A 22,688-nucleotide genomic window follows, 5' to 3' on the forward strand; every position below is an offset into this window, starting at 1 on the left:
CAACCGGATGCTCTGTTGGCGAGCATCCGGTTTTTCGGTAAACTAGAAAATAGGGATGTTTCCATTGATGATGGGGGTGCAAAGCATTGGAAAAACAAGAAAAAACCATCCGGATATTAGTGGTTGACGATGAAGAGCGCATCCGCCGGCTCTTGAAAATGTATTTGGAGCGGGAAAATTACGTGATTGACGAAGCGGGCGACGGCAACGAAGCGCTGGAAAAGGCGCTGGCGAACGACTATGACGTCATTTTGCTCGATCTGATGCTGCCGGGCAAAGACGGCATTGAAGTGTGCAAAGAAATTCGCGAGCAAAAAACGACGCCGATTATTATGCTGACGGCAAAAGGCGAAGAAGCGAACCGCGTGCAAGGGTTTGAAGTCGGCACCGATGATTACATTGTGAAACCGTTCAGCCCGCGCGAAGTCGTGTTGCGGGTGAAAGCGTTGTTGCGCCGCGCCGCGAACGCCGCCTACGCGCCGGTGGAAACGACGGCGAAAGACGTGCTCGTGTTTCCCCACTTGACGATTGACAACGATGCCCACCGGGTGACGGTCGATGGGAAAGAGGTGAGCTTGACGCCGAAAGAATACGAGCTGCTCCTTTTTTTGGCTCGTTCGCCCGATAAAGTGTTTGATCGCGAGCAGCTGCTGAAAGAAGTCTGGCATTACGAGTTTTTCGGTGACTTGCGCACGGTCGACACCCATATTAAACGGCTGCGTGAAAAGCTGAACAAAGCGTCGCCGCAAGCGGGAAAAATGATCGTCACCGTCTGGGGTGTCGGCTACAAGTTTGAGGCAGTGAGCGACTGATGTGGCTGTTTCGCAGTGTTGTCGGCAAACTGTGGTTCACGATTTTGCTGCTCGTCTCGTGCGTGCTGTTTATTTTAAGCATTTTGCTCATTAAATTTTTGGAAGACTATTATGTGCAGGAAGCGGAAAACGACCTCACCCGCCTGGCGACAAAAGTGGCCGAGGTGATGCACGATCACCGCGATGAAGAGCTCGCCCGCTCGATCGCTTGGACGCTGGTCGACAATCGCACGAAAGCGATCATCGTCGCCGATGAGGCGCATTATTGGTATTCGCCCGGCGGGGCAGACTCCGATGATGTGCCGCTGTCGTTCATCCGCCGCGATCGGGACTTGCGGCGGGTGCTGACAGACGGGAAAACGGTGAAAAAGCGTTTGTATATGCCAAAGTGGCAGCCAAAAGAAAAGCTGCCCCGTGATGTGATTATAGTTGGCGTGCCGATGACGATGCCGGACGGCAGCCGCGGGGCCGTGTTTATTTATCAATCGCTCGAAGCGATCGCCGACGCGACAAAGCAGACAAAGGAACTCATTTTCCTTGCCGCCTTTATCGCCATTATCATGACGACGTTTTTTGCCTTTTTCTTGTCGACGCGCATCACCGCTCCGCTTCGGAAAATGCGGCAAGCCGCGTTCGAAATGGCGCGCGGCCACTTCGATATGAAAGTGCCGATTTTAACGAATGACGAAATCGGCGGGCTGGCGATGGCGTTCAACCAAATGGGGCGGCGGCTGCAGTTTAACATTAACGCGCTCAATCAAGAAAAAGAGCAGCTCGCCAGCATTTTAAGCAGCATGGCCGATGGCGTCATTACGTTTAACCGCGATGGGGAAATGTTGATTACGAATCCGCCGGCCGAGCGGTTTTTGCAGGCGTGGTATTTCGAGCAAGGGAACGGTGGGGAAGCGATGGCGCCGCTGCCGCCGCAAGTGAAAGAGCTGTTTGCCCGCGTCGTCCGCGAGGAGAAGGAGCAATCGATAGAAGTGACGCTGCAAGGGCGGACGTGGGTGATTTTAATGACGCCGCTGTACGGCAAAACGATGGTGCGCGGCGCGGTCGCCGTTTTGCGTGACATGACCGAAGAGCGGCGGCTTGACAAGCTGCGCAAAGACTTTATCGCCAACGTTTCGCACGAATTGCGCACGCCGATCGCTATGCTCCAAGGCTACAGCGAGGCGATCATCGACGATATCGCGGCGAGTGAAGAAGAGAAGAAAGAGATGGCGAAAGTTATTTACGACGAATCGTTGCGCATGGGCCGCCTTGTTAACGAGTTGCTTGACTTGGCGCGCATGGAAGCGGGCCATATCGAGCTAGAGTACGAACAAGTCAAGCTCGTTCCTTACATCGAGCGGGTGATCCGCAAGTTTTACGGGCTGGCGAAAGAAAAGCAGATTGAGCTGACAGCCGAGTTTCGTGATCGGGACATCGAAATCTCTCTCGATCCCGATCGGATCGAACAGGTGCTGACGAACTTGATCGACAACGCGATCCGCCACACGGAATCAGGCGGCACCGTTCGCCTCATTGTCGAACCGAGCGGCGATGGCGTGACGATTCACGTTCAAGACTCCGGTTCCGGCATTCCGGAAGAAGACTTGCCGTTTGTGTTTGAGCGCTTTTACAAAGCGGACAAAGCGCGGACGCGCGGACGCGCGGGCACCGGACTCGGTTTGGCCATCGCCAAAAATATCGTCGAAGCGCATAAGGGGCTCATTACCGTCCGCAGCAAGCTGAACGAAGGAACGACGTTTTCTTTTTATTTGCCGAATCACGGGTCGAAACGGACGTAGGGCCGTTGGAACGAAAGGGGCTGACCGAAAAGGCGGTCTCCCCTCAAGAAAGACACAACATAATAGTGTGTCAAGGAAGCGGATGGCGCTTATTATATAGCGATGAAAGAGGGTGTCCCAGTCCGTTTGGGACACTCCTTGCCTTCGTTCGCGCTACAGCGAACGGTGGATTCATTTTAATGGTATAGACAACTAGAATATATAATGTTATAATAATAGACAGAAAGTGGGGAAGTGCGATGAAGCGGTGGATATTGAAAAATGCCGCGGTGTATGCAGAAACAGGAACCATTGAACAAGGGTATGTGCTGATCGAAGGGGAAAAAGTGGCCGCGATCGGGCCAATGTCGTCATGCCCAACTGATGCAGGGGCGGAAGTGATCGAGCTTTCTCCGCGGTTTTCCGTCGTGCCGGGATTCATCGACATCCATATTCATGGGGCAGCTGGGGCGGATGTCATGGATGCGACCCTAAAGGCGCTTCGCGCGATGGCCGAGGCGCTGCCGGCGGAAGGGACGACGAGTTTTTTGGCGACGACGATGACGGCGCCAAGCGAACAAATCGAAGCCGCGCTTCGCAACGTCGCTCGCTATATGGCGGAGGCGAACCGGCCGGGAGCCGCCGAAGTGCTCGGTGTTCATCTGGAAGGGCCGTTTTTGTCGCCGAAGCGCACCGGGGCGCAGCACCCGCGCCACCTCGTCGACCCCAATGTCTCGCTGTTTCAGCGCTGGCAAGAGGCGGCCGGCGGCCACATCCGCCTTGTCACCCTTGCCCCGGAGCGCGAGGGGGGGCTTGAGTTGGCCGCTTATTTAAAGCAAACGGGGGTCATCGCTTCGATCGGCCATTCCGATGCCGTTTACGACAAAGTGAAAGCGGCGATTCAAGCAGGAGTGACGCACGCCACCCATTTGTTTAACGGGATGCGCGGCATCCATCACCGCGAACCGGGGGTTGCCGGTGCTGTGCTGATGTTTGAAGAAGTGATGTGCGAACTGATCGCCGATGGGCTGCATGTCGCGCCGCCGATGGTCCGCTTTGCGTATCGGAATAAAGGAAGCGATGGGCTCATCTTAATCACCGATGCCATGCGGGCCAAATGTCTAGGTGATGGGCGGTATGAACTTGGCGGCCAAGAGGTGACCGTCCGCGGTCAAGAGGCGCGGCTTGCCGACGGTACGCTGGCGGGAAGTGTACTCAAGCTTGCCGACGCCATCCGCCGTGTGCTTGATTACACCGGCTGCACGATTGAAGAGGTGATCCGCATGGCGAGCTGGAATCCGGCAAAACAGCTTGACATCCTTGATCGAAAGGGCAGCTTGCGACCCGGCAAAGACGCCGATGTCGTCGTGTTGAATGAACGATATGAGGTCATGATGACGTTTTGCCGCGGCGCTCTTGCTTATCGCCAGCGGGGTGAAAGGGGGAAGAGCGATGGCGTTGCAGCTTTTGGAAACCGCTGACTATACCGAGATGAGCCGCCGGGCAGCGGACATCATCATCAAACAAGTCAAGGAAAAGCCGAATGCCGTTCTCGGCTTGGCGACCGGCTCGACCGTGCTCGGTGTGTACCGCCAATTGGCCGCCGATCATCGGCAACATGGGACATCGTATCGGCTCGTGCGCACGGTCAATTTGGATGAGTATGTCGGGCTCGGTCCGGATCATCCGAACAGCTATCGCTATTATATGAATCAGCATTTGTTTGCCCACTTGGACATCCCGCTTCACGAGACGCATGTGCCGGATGGCTTGGCTGCTGATCTTGACGAAGAATGCCGCCGCTACGAGCGGCTCATCGATGAATTGGGCGGCATCGATTTGCAGCTCTTAGGCATCGGCCGCAACGGCCATATCGGCTTTAACGAGCCGGGAACGCCGTTTTCATCGCCGACTCATGTCGTCAAGCTCGCCCCGTTGACGCGCGAAGCGAACGCCCGCTTTTTCCCGTCGTTGGATGATGTGCCGCGCTATGCCATAACGATGGGAATTGCGACCATTTTGCGGAGCCGCCGCATCGTGCTGTTGGCGTCAGGGGAGGAAAAAGCGGAAGCCATTGCCCGGCTTCTCGAAGGCGTTGTCACACCGGATTGGCCGGCTTCGGCGCTTCACCTTCATCCGGACGTGACGATCATCGCCGACTGCGCGGCGCTCTCGCTCATCCCAAAGGAAAAGCGGAAAGGGGATGCGCCATGATCGATAAACAGTCGCCGATTCCGATTTACTATCAGCTCGAGCAATATATAAAAGAAAAAATCGAAAAAGGAGAGTGGCGGCCGGGCGAGATGATCCCGTCGGAGCGGGAGTGGGCAGAAACGTATGACATCAGCCGGATGACCGTTCGGCAGGCGGTCAACAATTTAGTGAACGATGGCTATCTCGTCCGCCGGCGCGGGAAAGGAACGTTTGTCGCCGCCAAAAAAATCGAGCAGCCGCTGAAAGGGCTGACGAGCTTTTCCGAAGATATGCGGGCGCGCGGCATGGAGCCCGGCACGATCGTCCTCCGCTTTGAGACCGTTCCCGCTTCCGAGAAGCTGGCTGAAGGACTTGGCGTCACAAAAGGCGATGACCTTTATGAAGTCCGCCGCCTCCGGTTGGCCGATGGCTTGCCGATGGCGCTGGAGACGCTCTACATTCCCGTCCATCTTGTTCCCGGGCTGACGCGTGATGTTGTAAGCGGTTCCGTCTATGAATTTATCGAAAAGGAAACAGGATTGATCATCGGTTCTGCTGTTCAAACATTGGAAGCGTCCGTCGCCCGCAAGCTGGAGGCTGAGCATTTGCAAGTGAAAGAAGGGGCGCCGGTGCTGCTGCTTGAGCGCCGCACCTGCCTTGATGACGGCCGGCCGTTCGAAGTCGTCAAATCGGTGTACCGCGGCGACCGGTACAAATTTATGATTGAAATGGAAAGGGGAGGAGTATGAATGTTAGGCTTTTTGCAGCGGCTTGGAAAAGCGTTAATGCTGCCGATTGCCGTTTTGCCGGCGGCTGGATTGTTGCTTCGACTCGGCAAGCCGGATTTATTAGATATTCCATTTATCGCTGCTGCAGGTGATGCGGTGTTTTCCAACTTGGCGTTGATTTTCGCCATCGGCGTGGCGATCGGTTTTGCCAAAGACGGCAACGGCGCCGCCGCTCTGGCCGGCGCGATCGGCTGCTTTGTGCTAACGAAGGGCGCTGCCGCGATTGATAAAGACATCAATATGTCTGTATTAGGTGGCATCATCTCCGGGGTGATCGCCGGACTTTTATACAACCGCTATCATGATATCAAGCTGCCCGACTGGCTCGGCTTTTTCGGCGGCCGGCGGTTTGTGCCGATCGTGACATCGCTTGTCTCGTGTTTGCTCTTGTTTTCGGCTACATTTGGCCGCCGATTCAAGACGGCATCAACGCGGTTGGCCATTGGATCGTTGGCGCTGGGGCTGTTGGCGTCGGCATTTTCGGGTTCTTAAACCGGCTGCTGATTCCGGTCGGATTGCACCATGTGTTAAACAGTTTTGTCTGGTTTGTCTTTGGCGAATATAACGGCAAAACCGGCGATTTAAGCCGCTTTTTCGCCGGTGACCCGGATGCGGGCATTTTTATGGCCGGCTTCTTCCCGGTGATGATGTTCGGTCTCCCGGCGGCAGCGCTGGCGATGATCGCCGCGGCGAAAAAAGAGCGGCGCAAAGCGGTCGCGGGCGCGCTCCTTGGCGTGGCGTTAACATCGTTTTTAACTGGGATTACGGAACCGATCGAATTTTTGTTTATGTTTTTATCGCCGCTCTTGTACGTCGTTCATGCCGTGTTGACCGGCTTGTCGCTCGCAGTGGCGACGGCGCTTGACATCCACCACGGGTTTACGTTCTCGGCTGGGGCGATTGACTTTTTCTTAAACTACGGCATTGCGAAAAAACCGTATTTGTTGATTGTTCAAGGACTCATCTATGCCGTGATCTATTTCGTTGTCTTCTATTTCTTGATTACGAAGCTGGATTTAAAAACGCCGGGGCGTGAAGACGACGTAGAAGGCGAGTTTACCGACAGCGAAGCGGCGCAGTCGGGCGTCAAATACGAGGACCTTGCTGCAAACTATATCGAAGCGTTGGGAGGAAAGGATAATCTCGCACAAATTGACAATTGTGTCACACGCTTGCGCCTAAAAGTGAAAGACATGTCAAAAGTCAACGAAGCAGAATTGAAACGTTTGGGAGCGAAAGGTGTGCTTCGCCTCAACCAAACGGACTTGCAAGTGATTGTTGGCACGGATGTTGAATTTTTAGCCAATGCGATGAGAAAACGGTAAAAAGCGAAATGGTTGGGCCGTTCAATGGTTGGCAAACATGAAACTTTTTTTTGCCCTCCACGTATGACTATAGAGGATGCGGTGCTCTGCCAAAACAACGTGCGTTGCTGCTCGTTGCGGAGCGGCGCGAGCCAATGAAAAATGGAAGGGGTCGGGGCGAGAAATGAGCATGTTTGGAAAAGTCGCGGCCGATGTGCTTGGATTGAGCGACATCGGTTCGGTCATTCAGCCGAAAGACTACGACAAAGTCGATGCCGATGATTATGTGATGCACGAGGATGGAGAAAAAATCTACTTCCTTATTAAATCGAAATCCGATGAGTATTGCTTCACCAACCGTGCGCTCATTCATCTGGACGGCACGAGCGCAACAAGCAAAAAACGGACGCTGCGCCGCTACGATTACTACAAGCATCCGATTTCCGACGTGTCGCTCGAGACGGCCGGAACAGTCGATTTGGACGCGGAAATCAAATTCAAAATCGGGTCGCACGCCTACTCGATTGATGTGCATAAAAAACATATCGAGGAACTGAAAGATTTGTATAAATCGCTGCTTGCGATCGCCGACATTTGCCGCGAAAATGAAATGAAGCTCGACTATGCCGAGCGGAGCCTCGAGCTGGCGACCAAGGTGTTTGCCAATATGCGCGGCGACGGCGCCAATGTGTCGGCTGATTTTCAGGCCGTGAATGAATACGCGTTTCGATGGCTGACGGAAGCGAAAAAGAACTATACGGTGAAAGATTTCGGCTTTGTGTTTGAAAAATACATCGAGCAGTGAGGAGATGAAACTTGCATTCGGGAAAGACGCCGGGCCAGAGGGGCGTCTTTCCTGTTTTTCAAAGGAACGCGTCGTTGCCAAACGGTGAAGGGGAGAAAGTGGAGGTAGGCAACGTGGCGGCATTGGACATCGCGGCGTTCGATGCAACGGTGCCTGCGGCGTTCCGTACAAAACACGGACACTGGAGCCGAGCTGCCTGACCGCAAAAATGGATCGATGACCGCCGGCCGCCAGCCTGCTGTAAATTCATAGTTGTCAAATGCCAAGCCTTGCTTTAATATAAAAATGTCCATATCCGATAACTCAATCAACTCGCAGCAAGGTGCCGAAAAGGCTTAATAGGGAATCCGGTGGGAATCCGGAGCTGTCCCCGCAACTGTCAATGCGGACGAAATGAAATCGCCACTGTACGGACGGATGGCTTGTGCTGTTTTCCGTACGGGAAGGCTTCAGAGTAGGATGACGCATGAGCCAGTAGACCTGCCTTGCTTGCTGCGGTTTCCGAATCTTCGGGGGGTGAGACGCGGAAACAGTCGCATAGGGCATAGTTGTGCCCATTGGTGGTCTGTTTCCCGCTCATTCCCCGACCGGACGGAATGGGCGTTTTTTTATTGTCCATACATCATTGAAGGGGGGACGTACGGATGAAGCGTTGGAAATGGTCTGCGGCGCTCGCTGCTCTCCTCCTTTTGGCCGCTATGCTTGTTGGTTGCAGCAGCGGAGCGGGCAGCAGCGCCCAGCCGACAAAAAAAGAGGAGCCGAAAGCGGAACAATCGGCGTTTCCGGTGACGGTGAAAGACGGCTTGGGGGAAGAGGTCACCATCAAAGCGGAACCGAAAACGATCGTTTCGCTCATCCCGAGCAATACGGAAATCGCCTACGCGTTAGGGCTCGGTGAAAAAATCGTTGGCGTCAGCGATTTTGACAATTACCCTGAAGACGTCAAGACGAAAACGAAAATCGGCGGCATGGAGTTTAACGTTGAGAAAATTCTTTCGTTGAAGCCGGATCTCGTCTTAGCTCATGCGTCAAGCGCCCATAACTCGCGCGATGGCTTGCAGCAATTGAAAGACGCCGGCATCACTGTGCTTGTCGTCAATGATGCGAAATCATTTGCGGATGTGTACGCCTCGATCGAGCTCATCGGCAAAGCGACAGGAACGGTGGACAAAGCGAAGCAAGTGATTGAAGGGATGAAAGAAAAGCTTTCGCAAATCGAAGAAAAAGCGAAACAAATTCCGGCGGACAAGCGGGCGAATGTGTGGGTGGAAGTGTCGCCGCCGCCGCAGCTGTATACGGCCGGCAAAGGAACGTTTATGGATGAGATGCTGCAAGTGATCGCGGCCAAAAACGTCGCCGGCGATTTGGAAGGCTGGCCGATGGTGACCGAGGAAAAAGCGGTGGCCTATAAGCCAGATGTGATCATCACGACATACGGCGGGGCGAAACAAGTGCTCGAGCGCGCGGCTTGGAAAGATGTGCCGGCGGTGAAAAACAAGCGGGTGTATGATGTCAACACCGATTTGGTCAGCCGGCCGGGTCCGCGCCTCGCCGAAGGGGTCGAGGAACTTGCCAAAGCCATTTACCCGGAAGTGTTTCAGTAAACTACCGATGTATATCATGGCCGTTACGGCGGCTGTATTTTCGCTGCTCGCAGGGGTATCGACAGGGTCGCTGTCGATTCCCTTTTCTTCTATTATCGAGATTCTCGCGTCGCAATGGCTCGGAATGCCGCTCTCGTCGGACGTTCCTTCCGACTGGGTGCCGATTGTGATGGCGATCCGCCTGCCGCGCGTCGTGCTCGCCTTTTTGGTTGGCGCTTCGTTGGCGCTGGCTGGGGCGGCGTTTCAGGGGCTTTTGAAAAACGCGCTCGCCGACCCGTACACGCTCGGTGTTTCATCCGGCGCGTCAGTCGGCGCGGTGCTCGTGATCTTCCTTGGCTGGCAATGGCCGTTGTTCGGCACGTTTACACTGCCGATCGTCAGCATCTTATGCGGCATGGCGACGCTTGCGGCCGTCTTGGCGTTCACCCGCGCCGTCGATCGGCGGATGGCGGTGGAGACGATCATTTTAGCCGGCATTATTTTCGGGGCCTTTTTTAGCGCCTTCATTTCGCTCATGATCGCTTTGACCGGCGACGAATTGCGGCAAATCATCTCTTGGCTGATGGGAAGCGTGGCGATGCGCGGATGGAAATACAGTGGATTGCTGTTTCCGTTTTTCCTCATCGGTGCCGTGGTGTTGATCGCCAACGGCCGCGAGTTGAACGCGTTCGCGTTCGGCGAAGCGGTGGCGCTTCATGTCGGCGTTGACGTTGCGCGCCGGAAAATCGTTATTTTGACGGCGGCCGCCTTTCTCACCGGAGCGGCGGTGTCGGTGTCGGGGACGATCGGCTTTGTCGGGCTTGTCGTTCCCCACATCGTGCGGCTTTTATGCGGGCCGGACTACCGGGTGCTTTTGCCGCTATCGCTCTTGTACGGCGGGGCGTTTCTTGTGTTCGCCGATCTGGCGGCGCGGACGATCATCGAGCCGCGCGAACTGCCGATTGGCGTCATCACTTCGCTCGTCGGCGCTCCGTTGTTTGCCGTTTTGTTTTTCCGAAAAACGAAGCGAAAGTTGGGATGACGATGCTGCAAGTGCGAGAGGTGTCGCACCGATACGGGACGACTCAAGTGCTTGACCGGGTGACGTTTTCCGTGGAGAAAGGGGAGCTGTTTGGCATCATTGGGCCGAACGGCAGCGGCAAGACGACATTGCTCAAGCTCATCAGCAAAGAGCTGCCGCTGGCAAGCGGCGAGATTGCCATCAGCGGTCGGCCGCTTTCCGAATTGTCGACAAAACAGTGGGCGCGCTTGGCCGCCGTCCTGCCGCAAACGTTGGAAACGGCGCACGGCTATACGGTGAAAGAAACGGTGGCGCTCGGCCGCTACGCCCATCAGCGCGGCTTGCTTCCAGCGTGGACGGCGGAAGATGAAGCCGCCGTTCAAGAGGCGCTCGCCGTTGTCGGCCTCGCCCACAAAATGGATGCGCCGCTGGAGCGGTTAAGCGGCGGCGAGCGGCAGCGGGCTTATTTGGCGCGGGCGCTCGCTCAAGAGCCGCAGCTGCTCTTGTTGGATGAGCCGACCAACCATATGGATTTAAGCGGGCAAGTCCGGCTTTTGGACCGGCTTACTGCAGCGGCTCGTGCCCGCGGTTTGACGGTGGTCGCGGTCTTTCATGAGATGAACGTCGCCAGCCTGTATTGCGATCGGGTGCTCGTTTTAAAGGACGGGAAAACAGCCGCGCTCGGCGCGCCGGCGGACGTCATGACGCCAGCGCTGCTGAATGACGTGTTTGCCGCTCCGGTCGTGCGCCAAGCGCATCCAGCGGCGGCCAAGCCGATGTTTTCGTTTGTGCCGCAACATCGCGAGGAGAAAACGCCGCTCCTCGGTGGGCTGCGCCCGGTTTTTTTGGCCGATGCGGTCGTTCTTGCTTCACCAAGGCCGCTGCGCGTCTTGTCGTCCGCTTTGGTTGGCGCCGGATTTCAATGGGCGACCCATTTCGTCAACCGCCAGGTCGGGCTGGATTACGACTGCGGCGACGCGGAAGAGGAGATGCGCCGCTATTTGAAACGGCACGGCTTTTCCCCGGAGCGGACGATCGGCATGATGACTGCCGTCGATGTCCATGACGCCGTTTGGCTTCAAGAGGAAAGGAAAGGGTGTTCGGCCGCGGTGTTAGTCACCGCCGGCGTCGGCAATGCGGTCGACGCGGCCCGAGCGTGGCGGCATCAGCCGGCCGCCGCGAAGCCGGGAACGATCAATATGATCATTGTCGTCGATGGGACGCTAACGGAAGCGGCGTTCGTGCAAGCGGTGATGACGGCGACGGAGGCGAAGGCGAAGGCGCTTGCCGAGCGGTCGGTTTGCGATCCGGAAACGCGAACGCTGGCTACCGGCACATCGACCGACTCGCTGGCGGTGGCGGCGACGCAAACAGGGCGGTCGTTTCCCTACGCTGGAACGGCGACCGAGCTTGGCCGCACGCTTGGCCGGCTTGTGTATGAAGCGACCATCGAGGCGCTCGATCGCTACGAGCGGCGGAGGGGAAAGCGATGACCCATTTGACGGCATTGGCGTTAGCCTTGTTTTTGGATGCGCTGGTGGGCGACCCGCGCTGGCTTCCGCATCCGGTGCGAGGCATGGGAAAACTGATCGCTTCGCTCGATCGCCGCTGGAATAACGGAACAAAGAGAAAAGCGAAAGGGGTAGCGGCTTTGGTCGTCGTGTTGGCTGTTGTTTACGGGCTGTCGGCGCTCGCGGTGGCGGCAGGGTATGCGGTGTCTCTGTACGTAGGGGTGGCGGTCGAGTCGGTGCTCATTTTCACCGCCATTGCCACGAAAAGCTTGGCTGTTGCGGCGGAAGAGGTGCGTCGGCCGCTTGAAGCGGGCGATCTTTCCAAGGCGCGCCAGGCGCTGTCGATGATCGTCGGCCGCGACACCGAGCGGCTCGATGAAGCCGGCATCACTCGCGCCTGCATCGAGACGGTGGCGGAAAATACGAGCGACGGCATCACGGCCCCGCTCTTTTACGCCGCCATTGGCGGCGCCCCGCTCGCTTTGTTGTATCGGGCGGTAAACACGTGCGATTCCATGATCGGTTACAAAAACGAGAAGTATCGCGAATTTGGCTGGGCGGCTGCCCGGTTCGATGATGTGTTGAACTATGTTCCGGCGCGGCTGACGGCGCTCGTGATGGTGCTTGTTTTCGGCGGGCGCCGCCTCCGTGCGGCGCTGGCGATTTTGTTTCGCGACGCCCGCCGCCATCCGAGCCCGAACAGCGGGTGGCTGGAAGCGGCGATGGCCGGTCTGCTTGGCGTGCAGCTTGGTGGAACGAATACATACGGCGGCCTTGTTTCCGTCCGGCCGACGCTCGGCGATGCGGTGGTGCCGCTTTGTCCCGCTCACATTCGCCGGGCGGTCGCGATCATGATCGGGACCGTGCTCGTGTTCGCGTTTTTATTATGGATAGGAGGGATGATCGTTGCCATGGCCAGCGCATGGGGCGAATCCGCGCGCGCTTTATGAGCAATGCGGACTGAAGCCCCCCGATCAGTATATCGATTTCAGCGTCAATACGAACCCGTACGCGTTGCCGCCGTCCGCCTGGCCGACCGGAGAAGATTGGGCGCGTTGGGCGAGCGAATATCCCGATCCGGAAGCCAAAGCGCTCAAAGAGAAAGTGGCTGAGCGAGAGCGCATTCGCCCTGAGCAAGTGCTTGTCACCAACGGGGCGGTGGAGGCGGTGTATTTGTTGGCAGCCATGTTTGCCGGCCGCCGCGTCGGCGTCTTGGAGCCGGCGTTTTCTGAATATCGGCGCGCCTCTCTTGCTTACGGTTGCGAAGTGACGTCATTGATGGCGGAGGAAAGCCGCGGATTTTTGCCTGATCTTGACGAAGCGGCTGCGTGGGTGGCTGAGCGTGAAGCGGTGTTTCTTTGCCATCCGAACAACCCGACGGGAACGGTGCTCTCAAAGGGGGATCTTCACGCCCTCATTGCCGCCGCCCATTGGGCTGGAACGTACATCATCGTGGATGAGGCGTTTTACCCGTTTTGGTGCGGCGGATTTACAGCGGTGCGTTGGCTGGACCGCTACCCCCGCTTGATCGTGCTTCGCTCGCTGACGAAAATCTACCACTTGGCCGGGGCGCGCCTCGGCTATGTGGCAGCCGATGAAGCGGTCATTGCCTCGCTGCGGAAACGGCAGCCGCCATGGAGCGTAAGCCGCGTCGCCCAGCAGCTCGGGCTTCGCTTTATGGAGATGGAGTCGTTTGCCGTTTGGACGAAAGAGCGGATCGCCGCCGAGCGGGAGCGGGTGTTTCGCTCGCTGCCGCTGAATCGGTATCGCGTGTTGCCGTCGGCCGTCAACTTTTATTTGCTGCGGCCGCTGTCCGGCCGGACAATGGAGCTGTTTTGGCATCTGTTGGAGCGCGGGATCGTTCCGCGCCATACGATGAATTTTCCCGGCTTGGATGGGCGCTACTTGCGCTTCGCTGTCAAAACGCAGGTGGAAAACGATCAGCTGCTTGAAGCGTTGGCGGGGTGGGACGGTTGATCGTTTTTGTGAGCGGCGCGGTGCGGAGCGGGAAGAGCGAGATTGCGGAAGCATGCGCCATCCGGCTCGCTCCTGTCGGAAGGATTCATTATATCGCCGCTGCGCCGGCGGACGATGAAGAAATGGCTGGGCGCATCCGCCGTCATCAAGAGCGGCGGGCGGCCACCGCGGCGCGGTGGGTCGTGTGGGAAGTCCCGTTTTCATCGCGGGGGCTGACCGCTTCTTTGCGGGCGGACGATGTTGTCCTGCTAGATTGTTTGACGACTTGGTGGGCGGCAGAACTGTTTGTAGGAGATGATTGGAAAACGATGAAAACGGCTGACGAAGCCGCCCGTCGCCTGCTTGATGAGGTGCGGGCGTGGGCCGGACGGTGCCGGGCGGTGGTGGTCGTATCCAATGAGCTGTTTTCCGGCGGGGTGCCGGATGATGAGGGCACGTTTCGCTACATGAAAACGCTTGGGTGGCTTCATCAGCAGTTGGTTGCCGCTGCCGGGGCGGCCGCTGTAGTCGAATGCGGCCTTCTGCGCGTGAAAAAAGGACGGTGGCCGCAATGAAGAGGGCGTGGAGCGGTTGGCGGCTGGCGCTCCAGCTGCTGACCGTCTTTCCGATCCGGCGCGCCGTCGAATGGAATGAGTGGCACGTCCGTTGGCTCGTGCGGTGCATGCCGTTGGTCGGGGGGCTGATCGGCGCATGTTCGGCTGCGCTGTATGCGCTTTATCTGTCGCTTTCCTTCGGTTCGCCGCTTTTTTGGTCGTTTCTCCTTCTTTGGCTCGGCGTTTGGCTGGCCGGAGGGCTGCACGCCGATGGGCTGATGGATGTCGGCGATGCGTTTTTTTCCTACCGCGATGTGAAGCGGCGGCAAGAAATTATGTCCGATTCGCGCGTCGGCGCATTTGCGGTGCTCGTGCTTTTCACCGTGCTGTCGTTCCGTTGGCTGTTTTTGTACGAATCGCTGCAAACCGGTGTCCCATGGGCGCTGTTGGTGGCGGTTCCTTGTTTATCGCGGGCTGGCGCCGCCTCGCTTCTTGTCGTCGCAAAGCTGGCAAAGCCGACAGGAATGGCGGCTTCGCTCCGCGAATACAGTTCATGGCGCGATGCGGTGGGCGCGCTGATGGCTGCTTTGTTCGTGCTCGCGTTATTGGCGGCGATCGGCGCTGTCCCGCTCCCAACCGGCTTGGCGTTGTTGGCGGCGACCGGATTGTTGGTGGCGGCGGCTCGGCGTTGGGCGGAAACCCAGTTTGGCGGCATTACCGGCGATGTGCTTGGCGCGTTCATTGAAGGGGGGGAAACGGTGCTGTGGGGCGTCATTTGGCTCTTACACTCATCCGGCATGGCATGACGGAGGAAAACCGGCGCCGCGCTTACATCGGTTGGCTTGATGTTCCGCTGGCGGCCGAGGAGCGCGAGCGGCTTCGCCGGCTGCGCACAGAACGGTTCGCTCCGCTCGATCTGTTAGTGGGCAGCGATCTTCGCCGCTGCCGCGAGACGGCCGCTTGCTTGTTTCCGGGACGGGAGGCGGATTGGTGCGCCGCGGAATGGCGTGAGCTGTCCTTCGGGGCTTGGGAAGGGCGGACGTTTGCGGACTTGAAAGACGACCGTGCGTATCGGCGCTGGCTGGAGTCTCCCGAAGCAGCGGCCCCGCCCGGCGGTGAATCGTATGCCGAGTTTCAGAGGCGCATCATGCAGGCGCTCGCAAAGACGCTTGCCTTGGCCGAACGATCAGGGGCTTGCCATGTCGTTGTTGTCACTCACGGCGGCCCGATCCGCCTTTTGCTGGAGCGGTATGCGCCGGCTCTTCGCCCGTTTTGGGAATGGGAGGCGCCGTTTGCCGGGGGCTATACGTTGGAATCAACGCTTGAGCGTTGGAAGGAGGGGAAACGATGCATTTCGTTGTCGGCGGTGCGTTTCAAGGAAAGCGAAAATGGGTGCGGGAACGGTACGGAGTAGGCGATGGCAGCCACATCGTATGGCAGGACGGCTATCAAGCACCATACCAAGCGCCCGATGATGTCCACGGGGCGAAAACAGTCGTCCTTGACGGGCTCGAAGCCGCCATTCGTCGCGTTCCGGATGTGGACGAATGGGAGAAGCGCTTTGGCGACTGGCGGCGCTGGGAGGCGGCGGCACCCGGCCGCGCCGTCGTTTGGATCGGCACCGATGTGACGCAAGGCATCGTCCCTGTCGATAGGGAAGAGCGGCGTTGGCGTGATGCGGTCGGCCTCTGTTACCAACGGCTGGCCGCTATGTGCAGCCGCGTTGACCGACTTTGGTGCGGGCTGGTTGAACGATTGAAATAAGGAAAGGGGAGAGGGCGAATGAGGCTGTATACACGGACAGGAGATCAAGGAAAAACGAGTCTAGTCGGCGGGCGCGTCGACAAAGACCATTTGCGCGTCGAGGCGTACGGGACGATCGATGAGGCCAATTCGGTGATCGGTTGGGCGTTGGCTTTGCTTGTGGACGATGAACGGTTTCGCGACCTTTGCGCCGAGCTGCAAACGATCCAGCATGAGCTGTTTGACTGCGGCGGCGACTTAGCCATTGTCAACGGCAAGCTGCCGTATAAAGTGAACGATGAGATGGTCGCTCGTTTGGAGGCGCGCATCGACGCGTATGTCCAAGAAGCGCCGCCGTTGCAAAAATTCATTTTACCGGGCGGGTCGAAGGGGGCAGCGGCGCTTCATATGGCGCGCACCGTGACGAGAAGAGCGGAGCGCTGCATCGTTTCTTTGCAAAAAGCCGAGCCGATCAACGATGTGGTTCTCAAATATATGAACCGCCTATCCGACTATTTGTTCGCTGCCGCGCGGGTTGTGAATGCGCGGCTAGGGGTGAACGATGTCGAGTACGAACGAAGCGCCATCGTGTTTCGCGACAAGGAGGAGACACCATGAGCCGTCGCTTGGCATGGCTGGCCGTTTGTTTGGCGTTGTCCGCCGTCGGGTCGTTCATCAAGCTGCCAACGTTTGTCGGCAGCATCGCCTTAGACAGCGCTCCGGCTCTTGTCGCCGCAGCCATCCTCGGTCCGCGTGCCGGGGCGGCGGTGGCGGGAATCGGGCATTTGATTTCCGCGTGGCTCGGCGGTTGGCCGCTCGGACCGTTTCATTGGCTGATTGCGTTGGAAATGGCCGCGCTTGGCGCCCTGTTTGCCTTGCTCTATCAGCGGGGCTGGAAAATAGGAAGCGCTGCGGTCTTTATCATTGGCAACGCTTGTTTCGCCCCGTTGCCGCTGGCCGCTTCGTTCGGTTGGTCGTTCGTGTTGGCGGTCATTCCGCCACTGTCGATAGCGGCGCTCATCAATGTCTTGATCGCGATGGCGGTCATCCCGTCTGTCGAGCGTGTCGCGGGAAAAGCAAGGGGGAAAGTGCCGCATGCGTGATGTGCTGTTTCTACCGCTGGCGGACGGCGTGGAGTTGGCTGTTGCCGCCGATGGTTCAGCGGCGGTTGGAGACAAGCCGGGCGATGTCGTGTCTGCTCCGACTGATGTCGTCGCCTATTTCGCCGCCCGCGTCGCTTTGCTGGAGCTGTTGAGCGTCGGGGCCGAAGCGAGGGCGGTCGTGCTGCAAAATTTCATCGCCGACGACCGTTGGGAGGCGCTTTGCCGCGGTGTTGAGCGAGCAGGCCGAGAGCTCGCTCTTTCCCTTCCGATCACCGGCAGTACGGAATCCAACTTTCCAACCGTACAGTCGGCGCTTGGCGTGACGGCGCTCGGGACGGTGGCCAGCCAGCGAAAGCGGATCGGGATGACGCCGGAGACGGCGCGGTTTGCCGTGATCGGCCGCCCGCTCGTCGGGGCTGCGGTGTTGGCCCAACCCGAATGGGTGCTGCCGCTTTCCCTTTTCGCCGAGCTGCTTGTTTCGCCCTATGTGTATGAGCTCGTGCCGATCGGATCGAAAGGCGTTTTTTACGAATGGACAGGGCTGTTGGCCGCCAATCGCCTCCGCTTCCGCAGTTGTTCGTGTCCACTGTCGCTTTTTTCATCCGGGGGACCGGCCACCGCCGTGCTGATCAGCTATGACCCAGCCGGCGAACCGAAGCTGAAGCAGCAAGCTGGGCGGCTCTTTTTCCCGTTGTTTGCCGAACGGTAGCCATGCCCCCATTTCTGTGCAAAAAGTGGTTTTCTTTTTCATCGTCACCCGTTATCATGAAGATAATGGGATTTTTTTTGGTTCGGCTGTCAAGCGGAACAAGGCGATGCCGCCGCTTTCGTACGGGAGCAGCCCGATGGTCAAAAGCAGACGAATGGCCGCGGTCCATGGGGAAGATAGGGGGAGAGAAACGATGGACCCCGTCTTTGAGCAGTTGTATGAAAAATATCACGATGACTTGTTTAATTTTTTGTTTTACATGGTGCGGAATCGAGAGCAGGCCGAAGATTTAGTCCAAGAAGTCTACGTCAAAGTGCTTCGCTCATATAAGCGGTTTCAAGGGCAATGCAGCGAAAAAACGTGGCTGCTGTCCATTGCGCGCCATGTGGCGATCGATTTTTTCCGCAAGCAAAAACGCCGCCGTCAGTGGGTGGGGGCAGCGGATTGGAGCGAGGAACAAATCAGTGCGGATGGTCCGCAGCCTGAGGAACTCGCCATTCAAAACGAGGAAATTCAGCAGCTGTACCGTTGTTTGGCCCGCTGTACGCTCGATCAGCAGCTCGTGCTAGTGCTTCGTTTTATCCAGTCGTTGTCGATCGCCGAAACGGCGGAAGCGCTCGGCTGGACGGAAAGCAAGGTGAAGACAACACAGCACCGCGCCTTGAAGGCGCTGAAGCACTATATGGAGGAAGAGGCGGAACGGGAAGGTGGGGCATGTGAAAAAGTTTCAGTGGAGTGAGCAGTGCATTGAACATGGGTTAAAGCAGATGCCGACCGTGAAAGACCGCCGTTCCAAAGAAGACGTTTATCAGCAATGGCGGCGCGCTCAGCAGGCGCGCTGGAAACGTCGGTGGCGCGCGGCAGCGGCGGTAGCGACGGTGCTGATCGCCGTTGCGCTCGGTGGCCATCGGTGGATCGCGCCGGAGCAGGAGGAGAAACAGAAGGCCGCATCGCCGGCGGAAATGACGCCGACCAATAGCGCTTCGGCGCCGACGGAAATGATGATGACGGCGGATGCGGCTTCAAAGGCGGCGGAACAAAACGAAACCGTGGCGGTGATCGCCTTGCCCGACCGGCGCAGCGGTTTTGTGGTGCCGGTCGCGGTGCCGCTCGATGACCGGCTTGCCCCGGCGGAGCGGGTGGCGGCTGCCATCGATGAATTGAGCCGCACTCGGCTTCGCGATGCGGCCCGCTGGTTTGATGGCGTTACCGTGGTGCCGGAAGCGGAGGACGGGCGCACATGGGCGGTGGACGTTCCGGCCGGGCATCGTGTGTTTGCGGCCAGCGGCAAAGAACAGCAACTTTTTTTGGCGGCGGTGACGGAGACGGTGCGGCAAATGGGCGGACGGCGCCTCCACTTTTTCACCGCCGGGAAAGAAGGATTGAATTTGCCGGCGGTGGGGCGGTTGCACCTGTCAAAAATCGGCGGGCAAAAACGAATGTATTATATTAGCCGTACGTCTTCGTTTCCAGCCGTCGTGCTCATTCCAGCCCCGAGCGGAGCCTCGACGCTTCTTGAGGCGCTGCAGCGGATGACCAAGCCGGGGGGAAGCGGGCTGGAACCGGCTGTTCCGCAAGGGGTAGAGATCACCGGAGTGAAGGTGGATGAACGCCACGCGACGATCCGCCTCCGCGTGTCCGTTTCGCTTGACACCCAAGACGCAGCGCGCATGGTGGAAGCGATGTTGCTGACGGCGAAAGAGTTTGGAATACATGACGTGACGCTGACCGCCGCTGGCCGTTCCTCCCTTGGTTCGTATCGGCTTGGAGAGCGAATCGCCGTGCCGCCGGGGCCGAACTCGGAAGTAGTGGCGGCAGCAGGGCGGTAGCGGGGTGGCGCTGTTTTGTTATCGTTTTGTAAATGGCGGCGCGGTTCTGTTCTAGCGCCGATCGTTTTGACATAAGACTTATATGGTGTGAGAGGAAGAGGTCGTCACCGCGCGGCTCTCTTCTCGATTTGCCAAGCCTCTTTTTGAGCGCAGGAGGCGGCTTAGCCGTTGCGGGGAGCTTCGGTCCGCGCCAGCATGCGGAGCAGGGGATGAAAAAGGAGGGATGACCATGGGGGATGTGACAAGACGAATTTTAGCGGTCGCCGGCGTAGCGGCATGCGTCGGCCTGCTTTTTCTCATCGGCGCCAACGGCTGAAGCCTGAATATTCAACCAATGGTTGTCCTTTCTTGCGTTGCTGCGTTATAATGAGAAAAACAGCAAGAGAGGGGAAACGGAAATGTTGACGGATTATCACAACCATTTGGAGCGGGGGACGTTGACGCTCGATTATTTGCGCCAGTTCACCGATGAGGCAGCCAAGAAAGGGATTCAGCACTTCGGCATCTCTGAGCACGCGTATCACTTTTATCAGACAAAAAACATTTTGTCGAACCCGTGGGTCGAAGCGCGCCGCTGCTACGATATGGCCGATTATGTCCGCCTGTTTCACGAAGCATGGGATGCGGGCATCGATGTCAAGATGTCGATCGAGATGGACTATAAGCCGGGCAAACATGGGGAAATGGCTGCCTTCATCCGCTCGTACGAGTTTGACTATGTCATCGGTTCGATCCATTGGGTCGACGATTTCGGCATCGATTTAGTCGAGTACCGCCACGAGTGGGAGCGGCGCGATTTGTACGATACATATCGCAAATATTTCGATCAAGTCGTGACGCTCGCCGAGTCAAATTTGTTTGATATTATCGGCCACTTGGATTTGGTGAAAATTTTCAAGTACGTCCCCGAGGACGAGGAGTTTTTGCTTGAACAATATGACCGAGCGACCACCGCGCTCGCCAATTCGAAAACGTGTGTGGAAATCAGCACCGCGGGGTTGCGCAAACCGGTCGGCGAACTGTATCCGGATCCGCGCTTGTTGAAAATGTGCTATGACAAAGGCATTCCGATCGTATTATCGTCCGATGCGCACGTGCCGGAACATGTCGGTGCCGATTTTGACAAAGCGGTGGAACTCGCCCGCAGCATCGGCTATACCGAGCTCATGACGTTCTCGAAAGGCGAGCGGAAGGCGGTGCCGCTCGGTTAAGTGAAACGATATGGCGAAAAACGCAGGCTTCTGATCTCTTGGCGCCTGCGTTTTTCATGGACGGACGGCTGGATGTGCGGCGGCTTGCAAGGGAAATCTCAACTGGGGGCGGTGGACGCCTTCTCACCGTTTGGCGTTGCAAACGAACAAAAAAACGCAGGCTTCCGAATTTTGAAGCCTGCGTTTTTTATGGCTACGCCTCAAGCCGTTTGACGGTCTCAATATCATCAATTTGCGCCAGTGCGTGTAACACCGCCTCATCCACCGGTTTGTCGAGCGAGAGGATCATCATCGCTTTTCCGCCGGCCTCTTGCCGCCCGACTTGCATGGTGGCGATGTTGACATCGTGCGCCCCGAGCACGTTCCCGACTTTGCCGATCATTCCCGGCCGGTCATGATGCTGAATGTACAACAGATGTCCTTCCGGGGCAAAGTCGATGGCGACGCCGTCAAAGTGGACGATGCGGTCCCCGTAGTTCGGCACGTGCGTTCCTTTGATGGTGAACGTTTTGTTTTCACCGTGGACGGTGAGGGAAATGCAGTTCGCATAGCCGTGCGTTTCATCGGAAAATTTTTCGCCGTATGTGATGCCGCGTTCTTTGGCGATCATGGCGGCGTTCACCTCGTTGACCGTAGAGGCGACGCGCGGCCGCAGGAAGCCGGCAAGCAGGCTGCGGGTGATGTACGTCGTCTCGAGATCGGCGACCGTGCCGGCGTAGGTGACCGACAGCTCTTGCACCGGGATGTTCATAAACTGTGAGGCGATCAAGCCGAGCTTCCGGCCTAAATGATAGAATGCGTGAATTTTTTCATAGACGTCTTTCGACAACACCGGCAAGTTGATCGACGAGGTGACCGGCCGTCCTTCAAAAAAGTGGAGCAGCTCTTCGGCGACTTGGGTGGCGACGTTCAGCTGCGCTTCGACCGTTGACGCCCCTAAATGCGGCGTGACGATCACATTGTCAAACGAAAGCAGCGGATGATCGCCCGGCGGCTCTTGTTCAAAAACGTCGAGGGCGACGCCGGCGACATGGCCGTTTTCCAAAAATGGAATGAGCGCTCGCTCGTCGATGATGCCGCCGCGGGCGCAGTTGACTAGATAGACTCCTTTTTTCGTTTTCGCCAAGTTGTCCGCGCCAAGGAGTCCCCGCGTTTCTTTTGTCAGCGGTGTATGGACGGTGATGATGTCGGCGGAAGCCAGCACTTCATCGAGCGAATGAATGGAGACGCCGAGTTTTTCGGCCCGATCTTTTGTTAAAAACGGGTCGTACACGTGCACGCTCATGCCAAAGGCGCGCGCCCGTTTGGCGACTTCCGAACCGATGCGGCCGAAGCCGATGATGCCCAATTTCTTGCCAAACAGCTCATTGCCGACAAACGCCGAGCGGTTCCATTCCCGCGATTTGACGGAAATGTGCGCCTGCGGGATGCGGCGGACCAGCGCGGCCATCATGGCAAAGGTATGCTCGGCGGCCGAAATCGTATTGCCGTTTGGCGCATTGATGACGACGATGCCGCGTTTCGTCGCGGCATCGACATCAATGTTGTCGACGCCCACACCAGCGCGGCCGATAATTTGTAAGTTCGGCATGTTTTCCAATAGTTTTTCGGTCACTTTGGTGGCGCTGCGCACGAGCAAAGCGTCAAATGTGTGCAATTCCTCTTCCGCTTCGCTCACGTTCTTTTGCACGATGTCAATGTGCGCCGATGCGCGGAGCGGCGCCAGCCCCTCTTCGCTGATGGCGTCGGAAACAAGTACGCGAAACACAGTCGGTGCCCCTTTCTGTTTCAAGG

The 22,688-nt window shown here is 57.7% G+C and carries 22 protein-coding genes, 1 pseudogene and 1 riboswitch; of the genes and pseudogenes, 22 read left to right on the forward strand and 1 reads right to left on the reverse strand.

Going from position 1 to position 22,688, the window contains the following annotated elements:
- Window positions 1–86 precede the first annotated feature (86 nt).
- From NST29_RS06965 to NST29_RS07070, 22 genes and pseudogenes are all read left to right on the forward strand, one after another.
- Window positions 87–812, forward strand: coding sequence for a response regulator transcription factor (locus tag NST29_RS06965; protein WP_033021090.1), 726 nt, complete (start codon window positions 87–89; stop codon window positions 810–812).
- Window positions 812–2,605, forward strand: a complete 1,794-nt coding sequence (locus NST29_RS06970) for an ATP-binding protein (RefSeq protein ID WP_033021091.1) — start codon at window positions 812–814, stop codon at window positions 2,603–2,605. Before NST29_RS06965 ends, NST29_RS06970 begins: the two co-directional genes overlap by 1 nt.
- Before the next feature lie 239 nt (window positions 2,606–2,844).
- Entirely contained in the window at window positions 2,845–4,065 is a 1,221-nt protein-coding gene (nagA, locus tag NST29_RS06975) for an N-acetylglucosamine-6-phosphate deacetylase (protein ID WP_033021094.1), read from the forward strand.
- Complete coding sequence (gene nagB / locus NST29_RS06980; protein WP_033021097.1) at window positions 4,037–4,798, forward strand: glucosamine-6-phosphate deaminase; 762 nt, start codon at window positions 4,037–4,039, stop codon at window positions 4,796–4,798. The genes nagA and nagB overlap by 29 nt, the downstream gene beginning before the upstream one ends.
- On the forward strand, window positions 4,795–5,526 hold the full coding sequence (locus tag NST29_RS06985) for a GntR family transcriptional regulator (protein ID WP_033021101.1): 732 nt from the start codon (window positions 4,795–4,797) through the stop codon (window positions 5,524–5,526). The genes nagB and NST29_RS06985 overlap by 4 nt, the downstream gene beginning before the upstream one ends.
- Window positions 5,527–6,890, forward strand: a pseudogene (nagE, locus tag NST29_RS06990) (N-acetylglucosamine-specific PTS transporter subunit IIBC).
- A 169-nt stretch (window positions 6,891–7,059) separates the two neighbouring features.
- A complete protein-coding gene (locus NST29_RS06995; protein WP_033021246.1) occupies window positions 7,060–7,674 on the forward strand; it encodes a PH domain-containing protein in 615 nt (204 codons plus the stop codon).
- 303 nt (window positions 7,675–7,977) lie between these two features.
- Window positions 7,978–8,177: riboswitch (cobalamin riboswitch) on the forward strand.
- A gap of 141 nt (window positions 8,178–8,318) precedes the next feature.
- Complete coding sequence (locus tag NST29_RS07000) at window positions 8,319–9,278, forward strand: ABC transporter substrate-binding protein (RefSeq protein ID WP_033021111.1); 960 nt, start codon at window positions 8,319–8,321, stop codon at window positions 9,276–9,278.
- 7 nt (window positions 9,279–9,285) lie between these two features.
- Entirely contained in the window at window positions 9,286–10,299 is a 1,014-nt protein-coding gene (locus NST29_RS07005; protein WP_108209755.1) for an iron ABC transporter permease, read from the forward strand.
- The gene (locus tag NST29_RS07010; RefSeq protein WP_033021115.1) at window positions 10,296–11,771 is read left to right on the forward strand and encodes an adenosylcobinamide amidohydrolase; all 1,476 of its coding nucleotides are present in this window, start codon (window positions 10,296–10,298) and stop codon (window positions 11,769–11,771) included. Before NST29_RS07005 ends, NST29_RS07010 begins: the two co-directional genes overlap by 4 nt.
- Window positions 11,768–12,739 carry an adenosylcobinamide-phosphate synthase CbiB gene (cbiB, locus tag NST29_RS07015; protein WP_033021116.1) on the forward strand — a complete coding sequence of 324 codons (972 nt, stop codon included), beginning with the start codon at window positions 11,768–11,770 and terminating at the stop codon, window positions 12,737–12,739. Before NST29_RS07010 ends, cbiB begins: the two co-directional genes overlap by 4 nt.
- Window positions 12,696–13,766, forward strand: coding sequence for a threonine-phosphate decarboxylase CobD (cobD, locus tag NST29_RS07020; RefSeq protein WP_033021119.1), 1,071 nt, complete (start codon window positions 12,696–12,698; stop codon window positions 13,764–13,766). Before cbiB ends, cobD begins: the two co-directional genes overlap by 44 nt.
- Complete coding sequence (locus NST29_RS07025; protein WP_033021121.1) at window positions 13,763–14,320, forward strand: bifunctional adenosylcobinamide kinase/adenosylcobinamide-phosphate guanylyltransferase; 558 nt, start codon at window positions 13,763–13,765, stop codon at window positions 14,318–14,320. Before cobD ends, NST29_RS07025 begins: the two co-directional genes overlap by 4 nt.
- Entirely contained in the window at window positions 14,317–15,105 is a 789-nt protein-coding gene (locus NST29_RS07030) for an adenosylcobinamide-GDP ribazoletransferase (RefSeq protein ID WP_033021123.1), read from the forward strand. The genes NST29_RS07025 and NST29_RS07030 overlap by 4 nt, the downstream gene beginning before the upstream one ends.
- On the forward strand, window positions 15,063–15,713 hold the full coding sequence (locus tag NST29_RS07035; protein ID WP_339232853.1) for a histidine phosphatase family protein: 651 nt from the start codon (window positions 15,063–15,065) through the stop codon (window positions 15,711–15,713). Before NST29_RS07030 ends, NST29_RS07035 begins: the two co-directional genes overlap by 43 nt.
- Window positions 15,647–16,063, forward strand: coding sequence for a bifunctional adenosylcobinamide kinase/adenosylcobinamide-phosphate guanylyltransferase (locus NST29_RS07040; RefSeq protein WP_033844085.1), 417 nt, complete (start codon window positions 15,647–15,649; stop codon window positions 16,061–16,063). Before NST29_RS07035 ends, NST29_RS07040 begins: the two co-directional genes overlap by 67 nt.
- An 18-nt stretch (window positions 16,064–16,081) precedes the next feature.
- The gene (locus NST29_RS07045) at window positions 16,082–16,660 is read left to right on the forward strand and encodes a cob(I)yrinic acid a,c-diamide adenosyltransferase (protein ID WP_033844084.1); all 579 of its coding nucleotides are present in this window, start codon (window positions 16,082–16,084) and stop codon (window positions 16,658–16,660) included.
- Window positions 16,657–17,145, forward strand: coding sequence for an ECF transporter S component (locus NST29_RS07050; protein ID WP_033021138.1), 489 nt, complete (start codon window positions 16,657–16,659; stop codon window positions 17,143–17,145). Before NST29_RS07045 ends, NST29_RS07050 begins: the two co-directional genes overlap by 4 nt.
- Complete coding sequence (locus NST29_RS07055) at window positions 17,138–17,854, forward strand: hypothetical protein (protein ID WP_033021140.1); 717 nt, start codon at window positions 17,138–17,140, stop codon at window positions 17,852–17,854. The genes NST29_RS07050 and NST29_RS07055 overlap by 8 nt, the downstream gene beginning before the upstream one ends.
- 193 nt (window positions 17,855–18,047) lie before the next feature.
- A complete protein-coding gene (gene sigX / locus NST29_RS07060) occupies window positions 18,048–18,593 on the forward strand; it encodes an RNA polymerase sigma factor SigX (protein ID WP_033021249.1) in 546 nt (181 codons plus the stop codon).
- A complete protein-coding gene (locus NST29_RS07065; RefSeq protein WP_231559842.1) occupies window positions 18,562–19,683 on the forward strand; it encodes a GerMN domain-containing protein in 1,122 nt (373 codons plus the stop codon). Before sigX ends, NST29_RS07065 begins: the two co-directional genes overlap by 32 nt.
- A gap of 398 nt (window positions 19,684–20,081) precedes the next feature.
- Window positions 20,082–20,894, forward strand: coding sequence for a histidinol-phosphatase (locus NST29_RS07070; RefSeq protein ID WP_061912302.1), 813 nt, complete (start codon window positions 20,082–20,084; stop codon window positions 20,892–20,894).
- Between the two features lie 193 nt (window positions 20,895–21,087).
- On the opposite strand, the gene serA is transcribed toward NST29_RS07070, so the two are convergent.
- Entirely contained in the window at window positions 21,088–22,662 is a 1,575-nt protein-coding gene (gene serA, locus NST29_RS07075; protein ID WP_061912304.1) for a phosphoglycerate dehydrogenase, read from the reverse strand.
- Between the last annotated feature and the right edge of the window lie 26 nt (window positions 22,663–22,688).

Origin of the sequence: Geobacillus sp. FSL W8-0026 (assembly GCF_037966255.1) — a bacterium.
Classification (GTDB): domain Bacteria; phylum Bacillota; class Bacilli; order Bacillales; family Anoxybacillaceae; genus Geobacillus; species Geobacillus icigianus.